Annotated in this window: 17 protein-coding genes; 6 read left to right on the plus strand and 11 right to left on the minus strand. The window is 70.4% G+C overall.

All coding sequences use genetic code 11. The features are described from left to right. Positions 1 to 85: 85 nt before the first annotated feature. Positions 86 to 1,657: a sodium:solute symporter family protein gene (locus tag ABEA82_RS18465; protein ID WP_345662631.1), complete on the plus strand. Its 1,572-nt coding sequence runs from the start codon at positions 86 to 88 to the stop codon at positions 1,655 to 1,657. 16 nt (positions 1,658 to 1,673) lie between these two features. Here the strand turns inward: ABEA82_RS18465 and ABEA82_RS18470 are convergent, their stop codons facing one another. The 5 genes from ABEA82_RS18470 to ABEA82_RS18490 form a co-directional block, all read right to left on the minus strand. Next, positions 1,674 to 2,789: an ADP-ribosylglycohydrolase family protein gene (locus ABEA82_RS18470; protein WP_345662632.1), complete on the minus strand. Its 1,116-nt coding sequence runs from the start codon at positions 2,787 to 2,789 to the stop codon at positions 1,674 to 1,676. Between the two features lie 71 nt (positions 2,790 to 2,860). Continuing rightward, the gene (locus tag ABEA82_RS18475; RefSeq protein WP_345662633.1) at positions 2,861 to 3,151 is read right to left on the minus strand and encodes a hypothetical protein; all 291 of its coding nucleotides are present in this window, start codon (positions 3,149 to 3,151) and stop codon (positions 2,861 to 2,863) included. Positions 3,152 to 3,198: 47 nt separating this feature from the next. Next, on the minus strand, positions 3,199 to 3,978 hold the full coding sequence (locus ABEA82_RS18480) for a helix-turn-helix domain-containing protein (protein WP_345662634.1): 780 nt from the start codon (positions 3,976 to 3,978) through the stop codon (positions 3,199 to 3,201). A 225-nt stretch (positions 3,979 to 4,203) separates the two neighbouring features. After that, positions 4,204 to 4,803 (minus strand): hypothetical protein, encoded by a 600-nt coding sequence (locus ABEA82_RS18485; protein ID WP_345662635.1) that lies wholly within the window; start codon positions 4,801 to 4,803, stop codon positions 4,204 to 4,206. Between the two features lie 9 nt (positions 4,804 to 4,812). Beyond that, entirely contained in the window at positions 4,813 to 5,262 is a 450-nt protein-coding gene (locus ABEA82_RS18490; RefSeq protein WP_345662636.1) for an ATP-binding protein, read from the minus strand. 113 nt (positions 5,263 to 5,375) lie between these two features. Between ABEA82_RS18490 and ABEA82_RS18495 the strand changes: the two genes are divergently transcribed. Together ABEA82_RS18495 and ABEA82_RS18500 are read left to right on the plus strand one after the other, a co-directional pair. Continuing rightward, positions 5,376 to 6,188 carry a helix-turn-helix domain-containing protein gene (locus tag ABEA82_RS18495; RefSeq protein WP_345662637.1) on the plus strand — a complete coding sequence of 271 codons (813 nt, stop codon included), beginning with the start codon at positions 5,376 to 5,378 and terminating at the stop codon, positions 6,186 to 6,188. Further along, on the plus strand, positions 6,185 to 6,367 hold the full coding sequence (locus tag ABEA82_RS18500; protein WP_345662638.1) for a DUF397 domain-containing protein: 183 nt from the start codon (positions 6,185 to 6,187) through the stop codon (positions 6,365 to 6,367). The genes ABEA82_RS18495 and ABEA82_RS18500 overlap by 4 nt, the downstream gene beginning before the upstream one ends. Here ABEA82_RS18500 and ABEA82_RS18505 read toward each other — a convergent pair. The 3 genes from ABEA82_RS18505 to ABEA82_RS18515 all read right to left on the minus strand — a co-directional run bounded on the left by ABEA82_RS18505 (position 6,364) and on the right by ABEA82_RS18515 (position 8,560). Next, a complete protein-coding gene (locus ABEA82_RS18505; protein ID WP_345662639.1) occupies positions 6,364 to 7,215 on the minus strand; it encodes an ABC transporter permease in 852 nt (283 codons plus the stop codon). The genes ABEA82_RS18500 and ABEA82_RS18505 overlap by 4 nt on opposite strands. Beyond that, positions 7,212 to 8,054: an ABC transporter ATP-binding protein gene (locus ABEA82_RS18510; protein WP_345662931.1), complete on the minus strand. Its 843-nt coding sequence runs from the start codon at positions 8,052 to 8,054 to the stop codon at positions 7,212 to 7,214. The genes ABEA82_RS18505 and ABEA82_RS18510 overlap by 4 nt, the downstream gene beginning before the upstream one ends. Positions 8,055 to 8,281: 227 nt before the next feature. After that, positions 8,282 to 8,560, minus strand: coding sequence for a GlsB/YeaQ/YmgE family stress response membrane protein (locus tag ABEA82_RS18515; protein WP_345662640.1), 279 nt, complete (start codon positions 8,558 to 8,560; stop codon positions 8,282 to 8,284). 147 nt (positions 8,561 to 8,707) lie between these two features. Between ABEA82_RS18515 and ABEA82_RS18520 the strand changes: the two genes are divergently transcribed. Then, positions 8,708 to 9,220 (plus strand): DUF2165 domain-containing protein, encoded by a 513-nt coding sequence (locus ABEA82_RS18520; protein ID WP_345662641.1) that lies wholly within the window; start codon positions 8,708 to 8,710, stop codon positions 9,218 to 9,220. A gap of 9 nt (positions 9,221 to 9,229) precedes the next feature. Here ABEA82_RS18520 and ABEA82_RS18525 read toward each other — a convergent pair whose 3' ends face one another. Both ABEA82_RS18525 and ABEA82_RS18530 read right to left on the minus strand, forming a co-directional pair. After that, the gene (locus tag ABEA82_RS18525) at positions 9,230 to 9,790 is read right to left on the minus strand and encodes a hypothetical protein (RefSeq protein WP_345662642.1); all 561 of its coding nucleotides are present in this window, start codon (positions 9,788 to 9,790) and stop codon (positions 9,230 to 9,232) included. A gap of 107 nt (positions 9,791 to 9,897) precedes the next feature. Then, positions 9,898 to 10,893: a glycosyltransferase family 2 protein gene (locus tag ABEA82_RS18530; RefSeq protein ID WP_345662643.1), complete on the minus strand. Its 996-nt coding sequence runs from the start codon at positions 10,891 to 10,893 to the stop codon at positions 9,898 to 9,900. 105 nt (positions 10,894 to 10,998) lie between these two features. On the opposite strand from ABEA82_RS18530, the gene ABEA82_RS18535 reads away from it, so the two are divergent. Both ABEA82_RS18535 and ABEA82_RS18540 read left to right on the plus strand, forming a co-directional pair. Further along, positions 10,999 to 11,469 carry a GtrA family protein gene (locus ABEA82_RS18535; protein WP_345662644.1) on the plus strand — a complete coding sequence of 157 codons (471 nt, stop codon included), beginning with the start codon at positions 10,999 to 11,001 and terminating at the stop codon, positions 11,467 to 11,469. An 18-nt stretch (positions 11,470 to 11,487) separates the two neighbouring features. Then, positions 11,488 to 12,897 (plus strand): hypothetical protein, encoded by a 1,410-nt coding sequence (locus ABEA82_RS18540; protein WP_425588534.1) that lies wholly within the window; start codon positions 11,488 to 11,490, stop codon positions 12,895 to 12,897. Between the two features lie 8 nt (positions 12,898 to 12,905). Here the strand turns inward: ABEA82_RS18540 and ABEA82_RS18545 are convergent, their stop codons facing one another. Continuing rightward, positions 12,906 to 15,491: a bifunctional FO biosynthesis protein CofGH gene (locus ABEA82_RS18545; protein ID WP_345662645.1), complete on the minus strand. Its 2,586-nt coding sequence runs from the start codon at positions 15,489 to 15,491 to the stop codon at positions 12,906 to 12,908. Positions 15,492 to 15,508 lie beyond the last annotated feature (17 nt).

A 15,508-nucleotide genomic window follows, 5' to 3' on the forward strand; every position in this document is an offset into this window, starting at 1 on the left:
ACCTCCCTTTGACCCTACGGTCACTTGTCGTGTTCACGTGACAGCGCCCACGATGAGCGCCGGGCTGATCCCTGGGAGGGCGCACATGAACGGTCTCGACTGGGCCGTGCTCATCGGCTACTTCGCCGTGATGGTCGCGATCGGCGTCTGGTCGCACAAACGCGTGGACAACGTCAGCGACTTCTTCACCGCCGGCGGCAAGATGCCGTGGTGGCTCTCCGGCATCTCCCACCACATGTCGGGCTACAGCGCGGTGATGTTCACCGGGTACGCGGGCATCGCCTACACCTACGGCGTCACGTCCTTCGTCACCTGGTCCTTCCCGATCGCGCTCGGCATCGCCATCGGGTCGAAGTTGTTCGCGCCGCGCATCAACCGCCTGCGCTCACGCCTCCATGTGGCCTCCCCGCTGGAGTACCTGAAGAACCGCTACGACCTGAAGACGCAGCAGGCGCTGGCCTGGTCCGGCATGCTGCTGAAGATCGTGGACGTGGGCGCCAAGTGGGCGGCGATCGCCACGCTGCTGTCGGTCTTCACCGGGATCTCCCTGAACCAGGGCATCCTCATCACCGGCGCCATCACGGCGGTCTACTGCACGATCGGCGGCCTGTGGGCCGACGCGCTGACCGAACTGGGCCAGTTCATCATCCAGTTGCTGGCCGGCGTCGCCATGTTCATCGCCGTCGCCGTACGGCTCGACGACCACGGCGGCTTCTTCGGCGTCTGGGACTCCCCCGAACTCCAGGGCCACGAGAAACCGCTGGTCGGCCCGTACGGCACGGTGTTCCTGCTCGCCTTCCTCTTCATCAAGCTCTTCGAGTACAACGGCGGCATGCTCAACCAGGCCCAGCGCTACATGGCCACGCGCAACGCGTACCAGGCCGAGCGGTCGGCTCGGCTGTCGGCGATCCTGTGGCTGGTCTGGCCGCTGGTGCTGTTCTTCCCGATGTGGATGTCGCCGCTGCTGGTCGAGTCCCAGAAGCCCGACGGCTCCGACTCCTACGCTCTGATGACCGAACAGCTGCTCCCGCACGGCCTGCTGGGCCTCGTCATCGTCGGTTTCTTCTCCCACACGATGGCCATGTGCTCCTCGGACGCCAACGCCATCGCGGCGGTGTTCACCCGGGACTGCGCGCCGGTGATCTGGTCCAGGGCACGGACCTGGTCCCAGGGCCAGGGCCTGCGGGTAGCCCGGATCGCGACCGTCGTCTTCCTCGGCCTGTCGATGGCGGCGGCCACCCAGGTCAACTCCCCGGCGTTCAAGGACATCATCACGGTCGTCATCAAGTGGGTCGCCGGCCTGATGGGCCCGATGGCGATCCCGATGATGCTGGGCCTGCTGCGGGCGTTCCGCCGGTCCGGTCCGACGGCGGCCCTCGTCAGCTGGTCGATGGGCCTGCTCGCCTTCTGGCTGGTGAACTACCCGATCAACTGGAACGTCGAGGGCGGTGTCCCGCTCCAGTACCAGGTGTCGGTGCCGCTGGCGGTGTCCCTCGTCCTCTACGTCCTCGTCGGCTACATCAAGCCGGAGGACACCCCCGAGCGGCTGGCACTCATCGAGAAGATCAACACCGACGGGGACGGAGCGGCGGCGGCCGCGATCCCGACGCCGGCCGGTCCGGCGGACGGGGCGGTCCGCACGACCGTCAAGGAGTGATCACCGCATCTCCCGGTCAGGCACGGGGATAGCGGGCGAGCCACCCCGGCGACGACCCCCCGGGCCCGTGCAGCGCGGGCCCCTGGGTCATCTCCATGGCGAAGTCGTCGGCCAGCTCCAGCATCGTGGGACGGCCCTCCAGCTCGGCCAGCCAGGCCGGGGGGAGGGCCGTCTCGCCGTGCAGGGCACCGAGCAGGCCGCCCGTCAGCGCGCCGGTGGCGGCGGACGGGCCGTCGTGGTTGACGGCGAGACACAGCCCGTGCCGGACGTCGGCGGCGACGAGGGCGCAGTACACGGCGGCGCCGACGAGGCTCTCCGCCGTACCGGCGCCGCACAGCTCGGTCACGCGCTCGGGTCCGGGCATGCCCTGCCGTACCGCGCCCAGCGCGTGCTGGAGTGCCTCCGACACGGGCTGGTGCCCGGGCCGGGCGGCGAGCAGCGCGAACGCCCGCTGCACGGCTCCGTCGAGACTCTCCCCGAGCGCCAGCGCGTGCACGATCACGGCGTACGCACCGGCCGCGAGACAGGCGGTGGGGTGACCGTGGGTCTGTGCCGCGCACTCCACCGCGAGCTGGGCGACGAGCTGCGGCTCCCACCCCACGAGCAGCCCGAAGGGAGCGGACCGGGCAGCGGCCTCCGGCCCGAGCTCACCGGGGTTCTTCGGCGCCTCGGGGGTGCCCATGGTCTCGTCGCCGAGCCCGAGGAGCAGCGCGCTGCTGGGATCCCGCCGCGCGTACAGCCACTCCTCCCGGGCGAGCCAGCCGTCGTCCTTGCGCCGCAGGTCGGGCCCCCAGTCACGCTGGGTGGCGGCCCAGCGGAGGTAGGCCCGGTGCACGTCGGTGGGCGGATGCCAGGCGCCGGTGTCGCGCCGCACCTGCGCCCGTATCAGCCCGTCCACGGAGAACAGGCTGAGCTGGGTGAGATGCGTCACGGCCCCGCGTCTGCCGTAGACGGGGGCGAGATCCACGAGCCCCTCCCCGCCGTGTGCCTCCCGTATCGCGTCGATCCCCAGCCCGTCGACGGGCGCGCCCAGCGCGTCCCCGACGGCCACACCGAGCAACGTCCCGCGCACCCGGCTACGAAAGTCCTGCTGCTCCGTACGCCCCCAGACGGCACCGGCAGTCGCACCCACCTCGACCTCCCAGGGACCGTCCATTCGTACGACGCCCAGCACTGTAATCGAATGGGGGCGGGGGGCTCCCTTCACGTCCGCCGCAGCCCTGCCTCTGCCTCTGCGGCCTCTCGGATGGCCCGGATCTCGGCGATGGCTTCAGAGGGGTCTTCCTCGCCCAGGTCCACGATCCGCTCCAGTTGGCGAAGGCGCTCGGCTCGCGCGGGGTGGCGCTCGATGGCGACGAAAACGGCCCAGGAGTGGATGAACGCACGCAGCGGCGCCAGGCTCTGGGTCTGCTGGGCGTTGGTCGTGGCCTCGAAGAGGTGCTGGGTGAGCACCGGCAGCCGACTGGGGGCGACCCGGGCGACGGCATCACGCAACGCGTTCGGAGTCAGGTCAGGGACCGCGTGGCCCGTTCCCGGCACCCTCAGGCCGCCGCCGGTTCGGTGGTGCGGCAGTCGCGGCAGTGGCCGGGCTCCAAGGCCCGAAAGGCTCGGTCGCAGCCGTCGCAGGTTTGGAGGGGGTGCGGGCGCGGTGCGGGGTCGGGGCGGGGCGGCGCCTCGGGGAGCGGCGGCGGGAGGAAGCTGGTCAGGCGGTGGGCCAGGAGGGCCGCCGGGTGGTGGATCGGGGTCTGGGGGAGGCCGGTCGTCAGGGTGCGTGCCACGGCCGTGGCGGGGACGCCCCGGTCCAGCCAGGCCGAGACCGCCGGGGCCAGGCGGTGTACGTCGCGTTCGCTGAGGAGGAGGCGGGAGTCCAGGGCCCGCAGGCCGGTGAGGAGGTCGGCGGCGGTTCCGTGCGACGGCGGTGGCGCGGGTTCCTTCCGGGGTGCGGCGGACACGGGGCGGCGGTCCGGGGTCGCCGTCCGGGGCTTGTTGTACGACACCGTGCGGGTTACGACTCGGCCCGATTGAAGACGCTCCCTGGGGCGTGCGAGGTAGCCGTGTGCCTCCAGCTCCCGCAGGGCCGCCGCCACGCGGATCTCGCCCTCGGGGAACTTCGCCGCCAGCGCCTTGATGCCGACCGGCGTTCCGGCGGGCAGCGACTGGATGTGGACGGCCAGGCCGATGGCCGTCAGGGACAGGTCCGGGTGCTGGGCGAGGTGGTTGCCGACGACGGTGAAGTGGTCGTCGTGGCGTTCCGTCACGTGCTGGACACCGGAAGTGCCGGACTGCGCGCGTGCGGGCGCGCTAGGGTGCTGGTCAGTCATCGGGAAGGGTCTGCTTCCTAGGTGATCAGGCCCTCGCACTGGGATGGCAGTCCCGGCGGGGGCCGAATTCGTTTGTGCGGCTGTCTGCGCTGACGCTGCACCATCGACTGCCCTCCACGCCAGCCGAGTTGGTGATGTTCACCCCTGCGGGTGAGCTGCGGGGGCGGTGGGGGCGGGTTGGTTCTTTCCCCGGTTCTTTGGTCTTTGGCGTCGTGAACGGCCGGGTCATGACCGGCCGCGATCCGGGTCGTCGAAGTCCTGGAAGAACGTGGTGGCGTCGGTGGAGTAGGGCGGTCGTTCCTCGGACTCCCCCGTGATGCCCAGGTCGCGGCGCATCGCTTCTCTCACGGCCGCTATCAGCGGCCACACGGCATGCTGCGCCTCGGCGGCCGACCGCAGCGTCTCACCGGGTCGCGGGTTTCCCTGCTCCAGGCGTTTCACGTGCCCGTAGACCCCGTTCAGAGCGCCGTTCACCGCACGAGCCGGGCCGATCACCGTGTCCGGCGCGATCATCAGCGCCTCGGACCAGCGATCGCGGTACGCGTCCTTGGCCGCTTCCAGTGCTTGGACGTCCTCTTCGCCGGGCGTGCGGTCCCGCATGACGTACAGATGGCGGCTGAGGGCGGTGCAGAACTGTCGTGCGTCTCGGTGCAGTTCCGTGTAGCAGCGGCGCCGCAGCTCGCGGTTCTCGCGCGCCTCCTGGAGGGCCTGACTCATGTCCAGCTCGCGCCGCTTGGCCTTCTCGGCACCGCGCTGGGTGAGCAGGGCTCCCCCGAGCGTCCCCGCCACACCGGCCACGGCTATCAAGACCGCCCCCACGTCCATTCGATCACCCTAGATCGAATGCGCTCCCAAGTCGTCCTGACCCAGCACCAGTTCGGACCACACCGTCTTCGCGTGCGCCGGCGCCTCCGTCACACCCCAGCGGTCCGCGTACGCCTCGACGATACGCAGGCCCCTGCCGCCCTCCGCGTCCTCCTCCCCCGGGTCCGGGAGTCGCGGGACCCGGTCGCCCCGGGCGTCCGTGACCTCGATACGGAGCGTGCGGTCGGCGTGCAGCTTCAGGCGCAGCCGGAAGTCCCGGCCCAGGACGCGGCCGTGCCGTACGGCGTTGGACGCCAGCTCCGCCACGACCTGCGCGGCAGTTTCGTACGGCTCACCCCACGCGTCGAGTTGGCGTTCGGTGAGCAGGCGGGCCAGTCGAGCACCTCTTCGAGTGGCGGACAGCTGCACCGCGAAGTGCCGGGTGTGGAGCGGGATCCGGGTGGGGGATTTCTGACTCATGTCACCCAGCGTGGTCGCTCGTCCCTACTCTGAACAGCAATGACCTCGGTACGGAGGGTGACTGTCCGACTGCGTGGCGGGGTCGTACGGCTGGTACGTCAGGAGGGGAAGGCATGGAGGACGAGGAAGCGGCGGCCGTGCTCAGGGCCGTCGGGCGGCAGATCAAGATGTGGCGTGAGGCCGCCGGGTTGAAGCAGGCGGAGTTGGGGTCGGCCATCGGGTACGGGGAGGAGATGGTGTCGTCCGTGGAGCGGGCGCGCCGCGTTCCCAAGCCGGACTTCCTGGACAAGGCCGATGAGGTCCTCAACGCCGGGGGGAAGCTCTCCGCGATGAAGGAGGATGTGGAGAAGGCCCGGTATCCGAAGAAGGTGCGGGACCTGGCCAAGCTGGAGGACGAGGCCATCGAGCTCGGGGCCTACGACAACCACCAGATCCACGGGCTGCTCCAGACGCCGGAGTACGCCCAGGCGTTGTACGCCATGCGGCGGCCCGCCTTTACGGAGGACGAGATCGAACGGCACGTGGCCGCGCGCATGGCACGGAAGGCCGTGTTCGATCGCGTGCCGCGACCGCTCATCACGTTTGTCCAGGAAGAGTCGACGCTACGGCGGCCGCTCGGGGGCAGAATGGTGCTGCGCCAACAGCTCGAACACCTCTTGGAAGTCGCCAAGTTGCGGCACGTGTCGATCCAGGTCATGCCGACAGACCGGGAGGACCACGCGGGTATGGCAGGTCCGTTCAGGGTGCTGAAGCTCCAGGACGGCAAAACGCTGGGGCACTTCGAGGCGCAGCTGCACAATCGCGTGATCAGCGATCCCCGGGACGCCCAGATCCTCGACATGCGCTATGGAATGATCCGGGCGCAGGCCCTCTCGCCTCGGGAGTCCCTGGCCTTCATCGAGAAAGTTCTGGGAGAAGAGTCGTGACCACTGAACTCGACTGGTTCAAGAGCAGCTACAGCAGCAATGACGGCCCCGATTGCGTAGAGGCCGCCATATCCCCCGCCACCATCCACATCCGCGACTCCAAGAACAAGACCGGCTCCCGTCTGGCCTTCACCGACAGCGCCTGGTCCGAGTTCCTGGAGTTCGCGGCGGGTCGCTAGCCGACCCGCTGCATCGCCTTGCGGTGGCGTTCCGCCATCGCGGCGCCGGACTCGCGGCGGGCCATCCTGCGCAGGACGGACGGGGCGAGGAGCAGACCGGCGAGCGTCCACGCACCCAGTGCGCCCGCCGTCTCCAGGTGCTGCCAGGACGCACCGATCTCGGCGGCGACCGCGTCGGCCGGCAGCAGCGCGGAGCGGAGACCGAGGCCGACCCAGTACACGGGGAAGATCTGCCCGACGGTCCGCAGCCACTCGGGCAGTTCCGACAGGGGGAAGTAGATCCCGGAGATCACGACGAGTCCCATCACCGGGAGCATCAACAGCCCGACGGCGCGTGGGCTGTTGACGAGTGAGCCGATGACGGCGCCGATCGGCAGGGTCGCCAGGAGTCCCAGCGGGATCACCCACACCAGCGTCAGCAACGCTCCGCCGCCCTGCCGGGCGACGCCGTCCACCAGGAACATGCCGACGGCGAAGGGGAGTGCCATGGAGGCCAAGGCCGTACCCGAGACCATGATGATCTTTCCGACCAGGTGACCGACCATGCCGTGCGGCACGGCTTTGGCCCGCAGGAGTGTGCCGTCCTCCCGCTCGGTCGCGAGCAGTTGCGCCGTGGTCATCATCCCGGTGAACGCGAGCGTCATGCCCAGCATGCTCGGCAGCATGAACGCGCCGGTCGAGATGCCGGCGCCCTTCAGCGGATCGTCCCTGAGCAGGAACAGCGGCACCATGAGCAGCACGGTCCAGAGCACGTACCCGAACACGTCCTGGCCGGTGGTGAAGGTCTGCCGGAGTTCCGTCCAGCCGCGCCGGACCCCTGCTCCCGCCGCGTGCCACACCGGGCTCATCGCGCTGCCTCCAGCTCTCGCACCATCGTCAGGTAGGTGTCCTCCAGGCTCGCCCGGCGCACCTCGAGTCCGCCGACCGCGTCTCCGTGCTCCTCGAACAGCCGGCGGACGAACGCGGTGGGCTCCGCGGTCGCCTCCTCGAAGGGGCGTCCGTCCAGCGTCCAGCGCACCGTGGCCTCGGCCGACGCCTGGCGGGAGAGTTCCTCGGCCGAGCCGTCGGCCACGATCCGGCCGCCGGCGAGAATGAGGATCCGGTCGGCGAGCTTCTCCGCCTCGGCGAGGTCGTGGGTGGTCATCAGCACTGTCGTGTTCTCGTCGGCGAGTCCGCGTACCAGGCCGTGGAACTCGTTCCTGGCCTCCGGGTCCAGACCCGCCGTCGGCTCGTCCAGGAACAGCAGCTCGGGGCGGCCCACGATGCCGATGGCCACGTCGAGACGCCTGCGCTGCCCGCCGGACAGTGTCCCGACCCGCTTGTCCGCCTGCTCGGTCAGCCCCACCGCGGCGAGGAGTTCGTCGACGTCCCAGGGGCGCTGTATGAGGTCGGTGGAGTAGGGCACGTAGTACGAGCCGAGATGGGCCAGCAGTTCCCGTACCCGCCACTTGCCGTGGTCCCGCCAGGACTGCAACACGATGCCCAGCCGCGCACGCCAGCGTTCGTCCCCGCGAGCCGGATCGGTACCGAGGACGGTCACGTCCCCGTCCGAGCGCATCCGGAAGCCTTCCAGGACCTCGATCGTGGTCGTCTTGCCGGCGCCGTTCGGGCCGAGCAGCACGAGGACCTCGCCGCGCCGGGCCGTGAAGCCGACGCCCTTCAGCACGTCCTGGCTGCGGTAGCGCATCCGCAGGTCGCGTACGTCGATGACCGTGTCGCCGTCCTGCGGCGGGCTGGTCCCCGCCCCGGATAAGGCGTGAGTGGTTGTCAACGTCGTTCCCCCGTCCGGCGGCTGCCGTGAGCCCCGCCCATGGCGAACACATTACCGAAGGGCTGAGGACTCCAGTGGCTCCGGAAACGCCACGAGCCGCCCCACCGACCGGGGGCGGCTCCGACGAGCTGAACGTCAACCGGTCATGCGTGACGGTGCGAGTGTCGGTTGCCGGTGACGACGCGGTAGAGGGCGAGCAGGATCAGGGAGCCGACGATCGCGGCTATCCAGGTGGAGATTTCGAAGAACCCGTCGATGGAGTCGACGCCGAAGATGACCTTGCCGAGCCAGCCGCCGAGCAGCCCACCGGCGACACCGATGAGCATGGTGATGATGATGCCCCCCGGGTCCTTGCCCGGCATCAGAGCCTTGGCGATCGCCCCTGCGAGCAGCCCGATGATGATCCAAGCAATGATGCCCATAACGCCTCTCCACTCCGTCATATAAGGGTTTTGTTAGTTCTTCGAGTGCACCGAATCTCCCCCTACAAACGTCCTCTTCGCGGTCGTCACTGTCGCTCGATGGTCACGGGGTACACCGGAGGGCCACACGCGGGGAGAATGATCGGCATGGCCACCTCCACAACTCCGCGCGGCAGACTGTCCCTTGCCGCCATGCTGCTCACCGCCACCATCGCCCTCTACATGGCGCTGGTCGCCTTCGGGAACATCACCGACTTCGGCACCAACCAGCAGTTCGTCCGGCACGTGCTGGCCATGGACACCACGTTCAAGGACGAGGACCTGATGTGGCGGGCCATAACGAGCACGGGACTTCAGGACACCGCCTACGTCCTGATCATCGCGTGGGAGACCGTCGCCGCGCTCGTCCTCGGCTACGGGAGCTGGCTGTGGGCCAGGAACGATCAGGCGCGCGCCCGGCAGTTCTCCAGCTACGGGCTGCTGATGGTGATGCTGCTGTTCGGCGCCGGGTTCATCGCGATAGGCGGTGAGTGGTTCTCGATGTGGCAGTCGAAGAGCTGGAACGGGCTGGACGCCGCGACCCGGATCTTCCTGTTCAGCGGAGTCGTGCTGGTCGTCAACCAGTTGTCGGCCCCGCGTGCGGAGACGTCCGCTACCTGAACACCAGGTCTACTTGACCACGGCCACGGTCGTGCCGACCATGCCGAACGCCCACAGTGCCGTGCCGTCCGCCTTCTTCATCCGGACCCCGCCCGTCCTGGCGCCGGAGTCGGCGGGCGGCGGTGAGGCACCGTCGACCGCGTTGGAGAAGGCGACGGAGACGCCGTCCTTCGCGGCGAAGTACATGATGTGCTCGATCTGGACGCCGTCCGAGCCGGTGGTGGCCCCCATGCGGGAGGACACCGTGTACGTGCCGGGGTCGGGGCTGACCGTGCCCGGCCACACGGTGAACGTACGGCGCGTGGCCTCGCTCGCGTCGACCAGCCACACCCGCTTGTCATCGAGGGAGTAGACGACGCGCCGGCCGGTGCCGGAGCCGTCGGGCACCTTGGTCGACGCGGACGCGGTGGGGGTGGGCCGCGCGCCCGCCGGGGCCGAGCTGCTCGGCTTGGCCGATGTGGCGGCGGGGTGCGGGCCCTGGTCCGCCTGCACGGCCAGGACCGTCACCGCGGCTATCGCTCCCACGGTCAGCCCGGTCACCCAGGCCCACGAAGGAAGTCGGGCAGGCACGGGCACGCATCTCCTCAGTCACGGGACCCCGCACGAACCGGGGTTCCGATCATCGTACTGCGCGCCCGCTGCTCTCCTGTGTTCTCCTGGCGGGTTCTCCCGGCGGCTCAGGGGCCGTCGGCGGCGGTCTTGCGGACCGGTACCGGTCCGGTGCCGGCTCCGTGGAGGGCGCGGCGCGGGGAGCGGACGGGAGCCGGGTAGGCGAGGTGCACGAGGCGGATCTGTTCCTGCCGCATATGGGTGAGCGATTCGAGGATGTAGCCCACGAGCAGGACGATCGCCGCGATCGTCATGATCGCGGCGGCGAGGATCGCCGTGGGGACGCGGGGCACGGTGCCGGTGCGGACGAAGTCGGCGATGACGGGGATGCCGAGGACGACCGAGACAAGGGCCAGGACGGCGGCGATCACGGTGTGGACGAGGGAGGGGCGCTCGCGTCTCGCCAGATCGAGGATGACCCGCAGGATGCGCCAGCCGTCCCGGTAGGTGCGCAGTTTGCTCTCGCCGCCGGCCGGCCGCACCCGGTAGTCCATGGGGATCTCCGCCGTGGGGAGGCGGAGGTGGAGGGTGTGGATCGTCATCTCGGTCTCGGTCTCGAACTCGCGGGCCAGCGCCGGGAAGGACTTCACGAAGCGGCGCGAGAAGACGCGGTAGCCGCTGAGCATGTCGGTCACATCGTTGCCGAAGAGGGAGCGCACCGCCCCGGTGAGCAGCTTGTTGCCCACCGCGTGTCCGGTCCGGTAGGCCCCGTCGTCGGTGACCCGGCGGGCGCCCACGACCTGGTCGTACGGGCCCTCGAAGAGCAGGTCGACCAGATCCCGGGCCCGGGAGGCGTCGTAGGTGTCGTCGCCGTCGATGATGAGCAGCGCGTCGGCGTCGACGTCGGCGAAGGCGCGGCGGATGACGTTGCCCTTGCCCTTGCGGAGCTCCTGCCGGACGATCGCGCCCGCCTCCCGGGCGACCTCCACCGTGCGGTCGGTGGAGGCGTTGTCGTACACGTAGACGACCGCCTCGGGGAGTGCCGTGCGCAGGTCGCGTACCACCTTGCCGACGGCCGCCTCCTCGTTGTGGCACGGCACGACACACGCGATCGTCGGTTCCACGGCCGCTCCCTCTCGGATCTCGGATCAATTGCTCATACCGTATGAAATAGTGCGATATGAGCGTGGCTGAGTAGCGAGGGCGCGCCGGGTCGTTACTCTCGCCGTGTGCCGGTCCTCGCCTCCGTGACGCTGCGTGCGCGCGATGCCGTCAAGGGCATCTGGCGCGAGGCCGCCAAGTTCTCGGTCGTCGGGGCGCTGGCCTTCGTCGTGGACAACGGCGGTTACAACCTGCTCGTCTTCGGCCTGCCCGGCGGCGCCGCGGGCGGGCCGATGAGCGCCTCCCCCGTCCAGGCGTCCGTCCTCGCGACCAGTGCCGCCGCGCTCTTCAGCTGGGCGGGGAACCGCTACTGGACCTACCGCCACCAGCACCGCGAGAAGGTGACCCGCGAACTCGCCCTGTTCCTCGTGGCGAACGGGGTGGGCCTCGCCATCACCGCGGGCACGGTCTTCACCTCCCGGCATCTGCTCGGGCTCGACTCCCCGCTCAGCGACAACACCGCCCGCATCCTCGGCTGGGTGCTCGCGACGCTGTTCCGGTTCTACGCCTATCGGCGCTACGTCTTCGTCGCACCCTGAGCCGTTAATATCCGGCTTATGGGACAAATGGGATGGGTGCCGCGGGTGCGGCGCTGGGTGTGGGCGCTGGCCGCCGTCGCCGCGGTCTGCTGCCTGGGCACGATCCTCGTCTTCGCCCCCGGCTACCTGAGTCCCGACAGCCTCGAACAGCTCCGGCAGGCCGAGGGCCGGACGCCCCTGACCGACTGGCATCCGCCCGTGCTGAGCCTGGTGTGGCGGGCGCTCATCGCCGTGACCGGCACGTTCGCGTCCATGGCGGTGCTCCAGGCCGTGGTCTTCTGGGGTGCGCTCTGGGTGCTGGCCTGGTGCGTCTGGGAGCTGACCGGGAGCCGCGGCGGTTCGCTCACCGTGCTCGGGATCGGGCCGATGCCCTTCGTGCTGAACTTCGTCGGGGTGGTGTGGAAGGACGTCCACACCGCGTTCGCGCTGCTCGCCGCGTGCGCCGTCGCGTTCCTCGGGCTGCGGCTGCGGGACGGCGACCCGCGTCCCGCCGTGCGGTGGGGCCTGCTCGCGCTGGGCGTGCTGTTCCTCGCGTACGCCATGCTGGTGCGCAAGAACGCCTTCTTCGCCGCGATCCCCGTCTTCATCCTGCTCGTCCTGGCGCTGTGGCGCGCTCCCGGGCGCCGTACATGGGTGACGTGCACGGCGGCGCTCGTGGCCGCGCTCCTCGTACCGGCCGTCGCCATCTCCCTGTTCGCCCGGCCCATCGGGACGAAACAGGGCGCGCAGATCATGCTCGACGACCTGGTCCACGTGCTGTCGGTGGACGAACTCCGGTCGGCGGACGTGTCACCCGGCCTGCGGGACCGGCTCGTGGCCTCGGCGCGGGAGTGCGAGCGCATCGGAGCCCTGTCGGACGCCTACTGGGCCTGCTACCAGCGCCCCGCCGACGGGCTGCGCGGCGACTCGGGCGAGATCACGTCGCTGTGGCTGCACGAGATGAGCGGGCACGTGCCGGGCTACCTCCAGTACCGGCTGCGGCTCTTCGCGACCCTGCTGTTCGAGACCGACTACGCGTACAAGGCGGGGATCACCCGCAACGACCTGGGCATCGAGGTGGCGCACCCCCGGCTGGAGGACATGCTGGGCACGTACGTGGGCGGCATGGCGACGGACGTGCGGTGGCTGTTCCGCGGCTGGTTCTGGCTCGCCGTCGCCCTGGTGCTGGCCGTCCGCCCGGGCCGGGGCGTGTTCGCCATGCCGGTCCGGGCGCTGGGCGTCAGCTCGGCGGCCTACATCCTCGGCTATCTGCCGATCATGCCCGCGACGGACTTCCGCTACGTCTACTGGCCGGCGATCGCCTGCTCCCTGGGCGTGGTCCTGCTGTGGCTGGGCCGGAGCAGGCCCGCGCCGCCCCCGACGGCCCCCGGCGCCACGGCCGACCGTGCCGTGACAGCACATCAGCCGGCTGACGCCGGGGGCCAGTAGACCGGCTGTCAGTCGAGCACCGGCAGCAGCTCCGGCAGATGCCCGTCCGAAGCCCGGGCCGCCTGCTGTCGCTCGTCCGGGACCTCCCCGTAGAGCGTGTTGCGCGGCCTGGCCGGGCGTCCGGCCGCGTCCGCCACCGCGATGAGGTCCTTGACCGACTTGTACGAGCCGTACGACGAGCCCGCCATGCGCGAGATCGTCTCCTCCATGAGCGTCCCGCCGAGGTCGTTCGCGCCGGAGCGGAGCATCTCCGCCGCGCCCTCGGTGCCCAGCTTCACCCAGCTGGTCTGGATGTTGGGGATGTGCGGGTGCAGCAGGAGGCGGGCCATGGCCGTCACCGCGCGGTTGTCCCGCATGGTCGGGCCCGGGCGGGCGATCCCCGCCAGGTACACGGGCGCGTTGGTGTGCACGAACGGCAGCGTCACGAACTCGGTGAAGCCACCGGTGCGCTGCTGGATGCCCGCGAGGGTGCGCAGGTGCCCGAGCCAGTGGCGGGGCTGGTCCACGTGCCCGTACATCATCGTCGAGCTCGACCGGATGCCCAGCTCGTGCGCCGTCGTGACGACCTCGATCCAGTCCGCCGCGGGCAGCTTGCCCTTGGTCAGGATCCAGCGGACCTCGTCGTCGAGGATCTCGGCCGCCGTGCCGGGGATGGTGTCGAGTCCGGCCTCCTTGGCGGCGGTCAGCCACTCGCGGATCGACATGCCGGTGCGACTCGCGCCGTTGACCACCTCCATCGGGGAGAAGGCGTGCACGTGCATACCGGGCACGCGTTCCTTCACGGCCCGCGCGATGTCGAAGTACGCCGTGCCGGGCAGGTCCGGGTGGATGCCGCCCTGCATGCAGACCTCCACCGCGCCCACGTCCCAGGCCTGCTGCGCCCGGTCGGCGACCTGGTCGAGGGAGAGGGTGTAGGCGTCGGCGTCCGTACGGCGCTGGGCGAAGGCGCAGAAACGGCAGCCCGTGTAGCAGACGTTGGTGAAGTTGATGTTGCGGGTGACGATGTAGGTGACGTCGTCCCCGACGGCCGACTTGCGTACGTCGTCGGCGACCCGTGCGAGGGCGTCCAGCGCCGGGCCGTCCGCGTGCAGCAGGGCCAGCGCCTCGTCGTCGGTGAGCTTGGTGGGGTCGTCGGCCGCCGTGCGCAGCGCCTGCCGTACGTCGGTGTCGATGCGCTCGGGTGCCATGCCCGGGGCGGCGGCCTCGCGCAGGGCCTCCCAGTCGCCGTACACCTCGTCGAAGTCGTCCCGGCGGTCCGAGGTGCGGCCCTCGGTGTCGATGGAGCTGTGCAGGTCGGTGCGGCCGGACGCCGTGAAGACCTCCTCCGGCTCCTGCCACGGCAGGCCCCGCGGCAGGGCGTCGGGGCGGGCCAGTCCGGTCTCCGGGTCAGCCAGCGCGGCCACGTGCGGACGCAGCCGCGGGTCCAGCCAGGGCTCGCCGCGCCGTACGAACTCCGGGTACACGCACAGGCGCTCGCGCAGCTCGAACCCGGCCGCCCGGGACTTCTCGGCGAGCTGCTCGATCTGCGGCCAGGGGCGCTCGGGGTTGACGTGGTCGATGGTCAGCGGGGAGACCCCGCCCCAGTCGTCGATGCCGGCCCGGATCAGCCGCTCGTACTCGTCGTCGACAAGGTTGGGCGGGGCCTGGATGCAGCCCGACGGACCCATGAGGAGGCGGGCGACGGCCACCGTGGCGACCAGTTCGTCCAGTTCCGCGTCCGGCATGCCGCGCATCGCGGTGTCCGGCTTGGCGCGGAAGTTCTGGATGATCAGCTCCTGGACGCCGTGGTAGGCCCGGGTCACCTTCCGCAGCGCGAACAGGGACTCGGCGCGCTCCTCGTAGGTCTCGCCGATTCCTATCAGGACGCCCGAGGTGAAGGGGACGGAGGAGCGGCCCGCGTCCTCCAGGACGCGCAGCCGCACGGCGGGCTCCTTGTCGGGGGAGCCGTGGTGCGGGCCGCCCGGCTCGGACCAGAGGCGGGTCGCGGTCGTCTCCAGCATCATGCCCATGCTGGGCGCCACCGGCTTCAGGCGCTGGAAGTCGGTCCAGCTCATGACGCCCGGGTTGAGGTGGGGCAGCAGGCCCGTCTCCTCCAGGATGCGGATGGAGATGGCGCGGACGTAGGCGAGGGTGTCGTCGTAGCCGTGCGCGTCGAGCCACTCGCGCGCCTCCGGCCAGCGGTCCTCGGGCTTGTCGCCGAGGGTGATGAGGGCTTCCTTGCAGCCGAGGGCGGCGCCCTTGCGGGCGATGTCCAGGACCTCGTCCGGGGACATGAACATCCCGTGGCCCTCGCGGCGCAGCTTGCCGGGGACGGTGACGAACGTGCAGTAGTGGCACTTGTCCCGGCACAGCCGGGTCAGCGGGATGAAGACGCTCTTGGAGTACGTGATGACGCCGGGCCGGCCGGCCGCCTCGAGCCCGGCGTCCCGCACCCGGGCGGCCGAGGCCGACAGGTCCTCCAGCTGCTCACCCCGGGCCTGGAGCAGCACGGCCGCCTCGGCGACGTCGAGGGAGACGCCGTCCCTGGCCCGTTTCAGGGCGCGACGCATGGAGTTCTCGGTGGGGCCGGTTCCGGAGGTCGCGGAAGTCGTCATCCTTCGAGCATACGAGT

The sequence above is a fragment of the Streptomyces venetus genome (genome assembly GCF_039540295.1).
In the GTDB taxonomy this organism is placed as follows: Bacteria; Actinomycetota; Actinomycetes; order Streptomycetales; family Streptomycetaceae; genus Streptomyces; species Streptomyces venetus.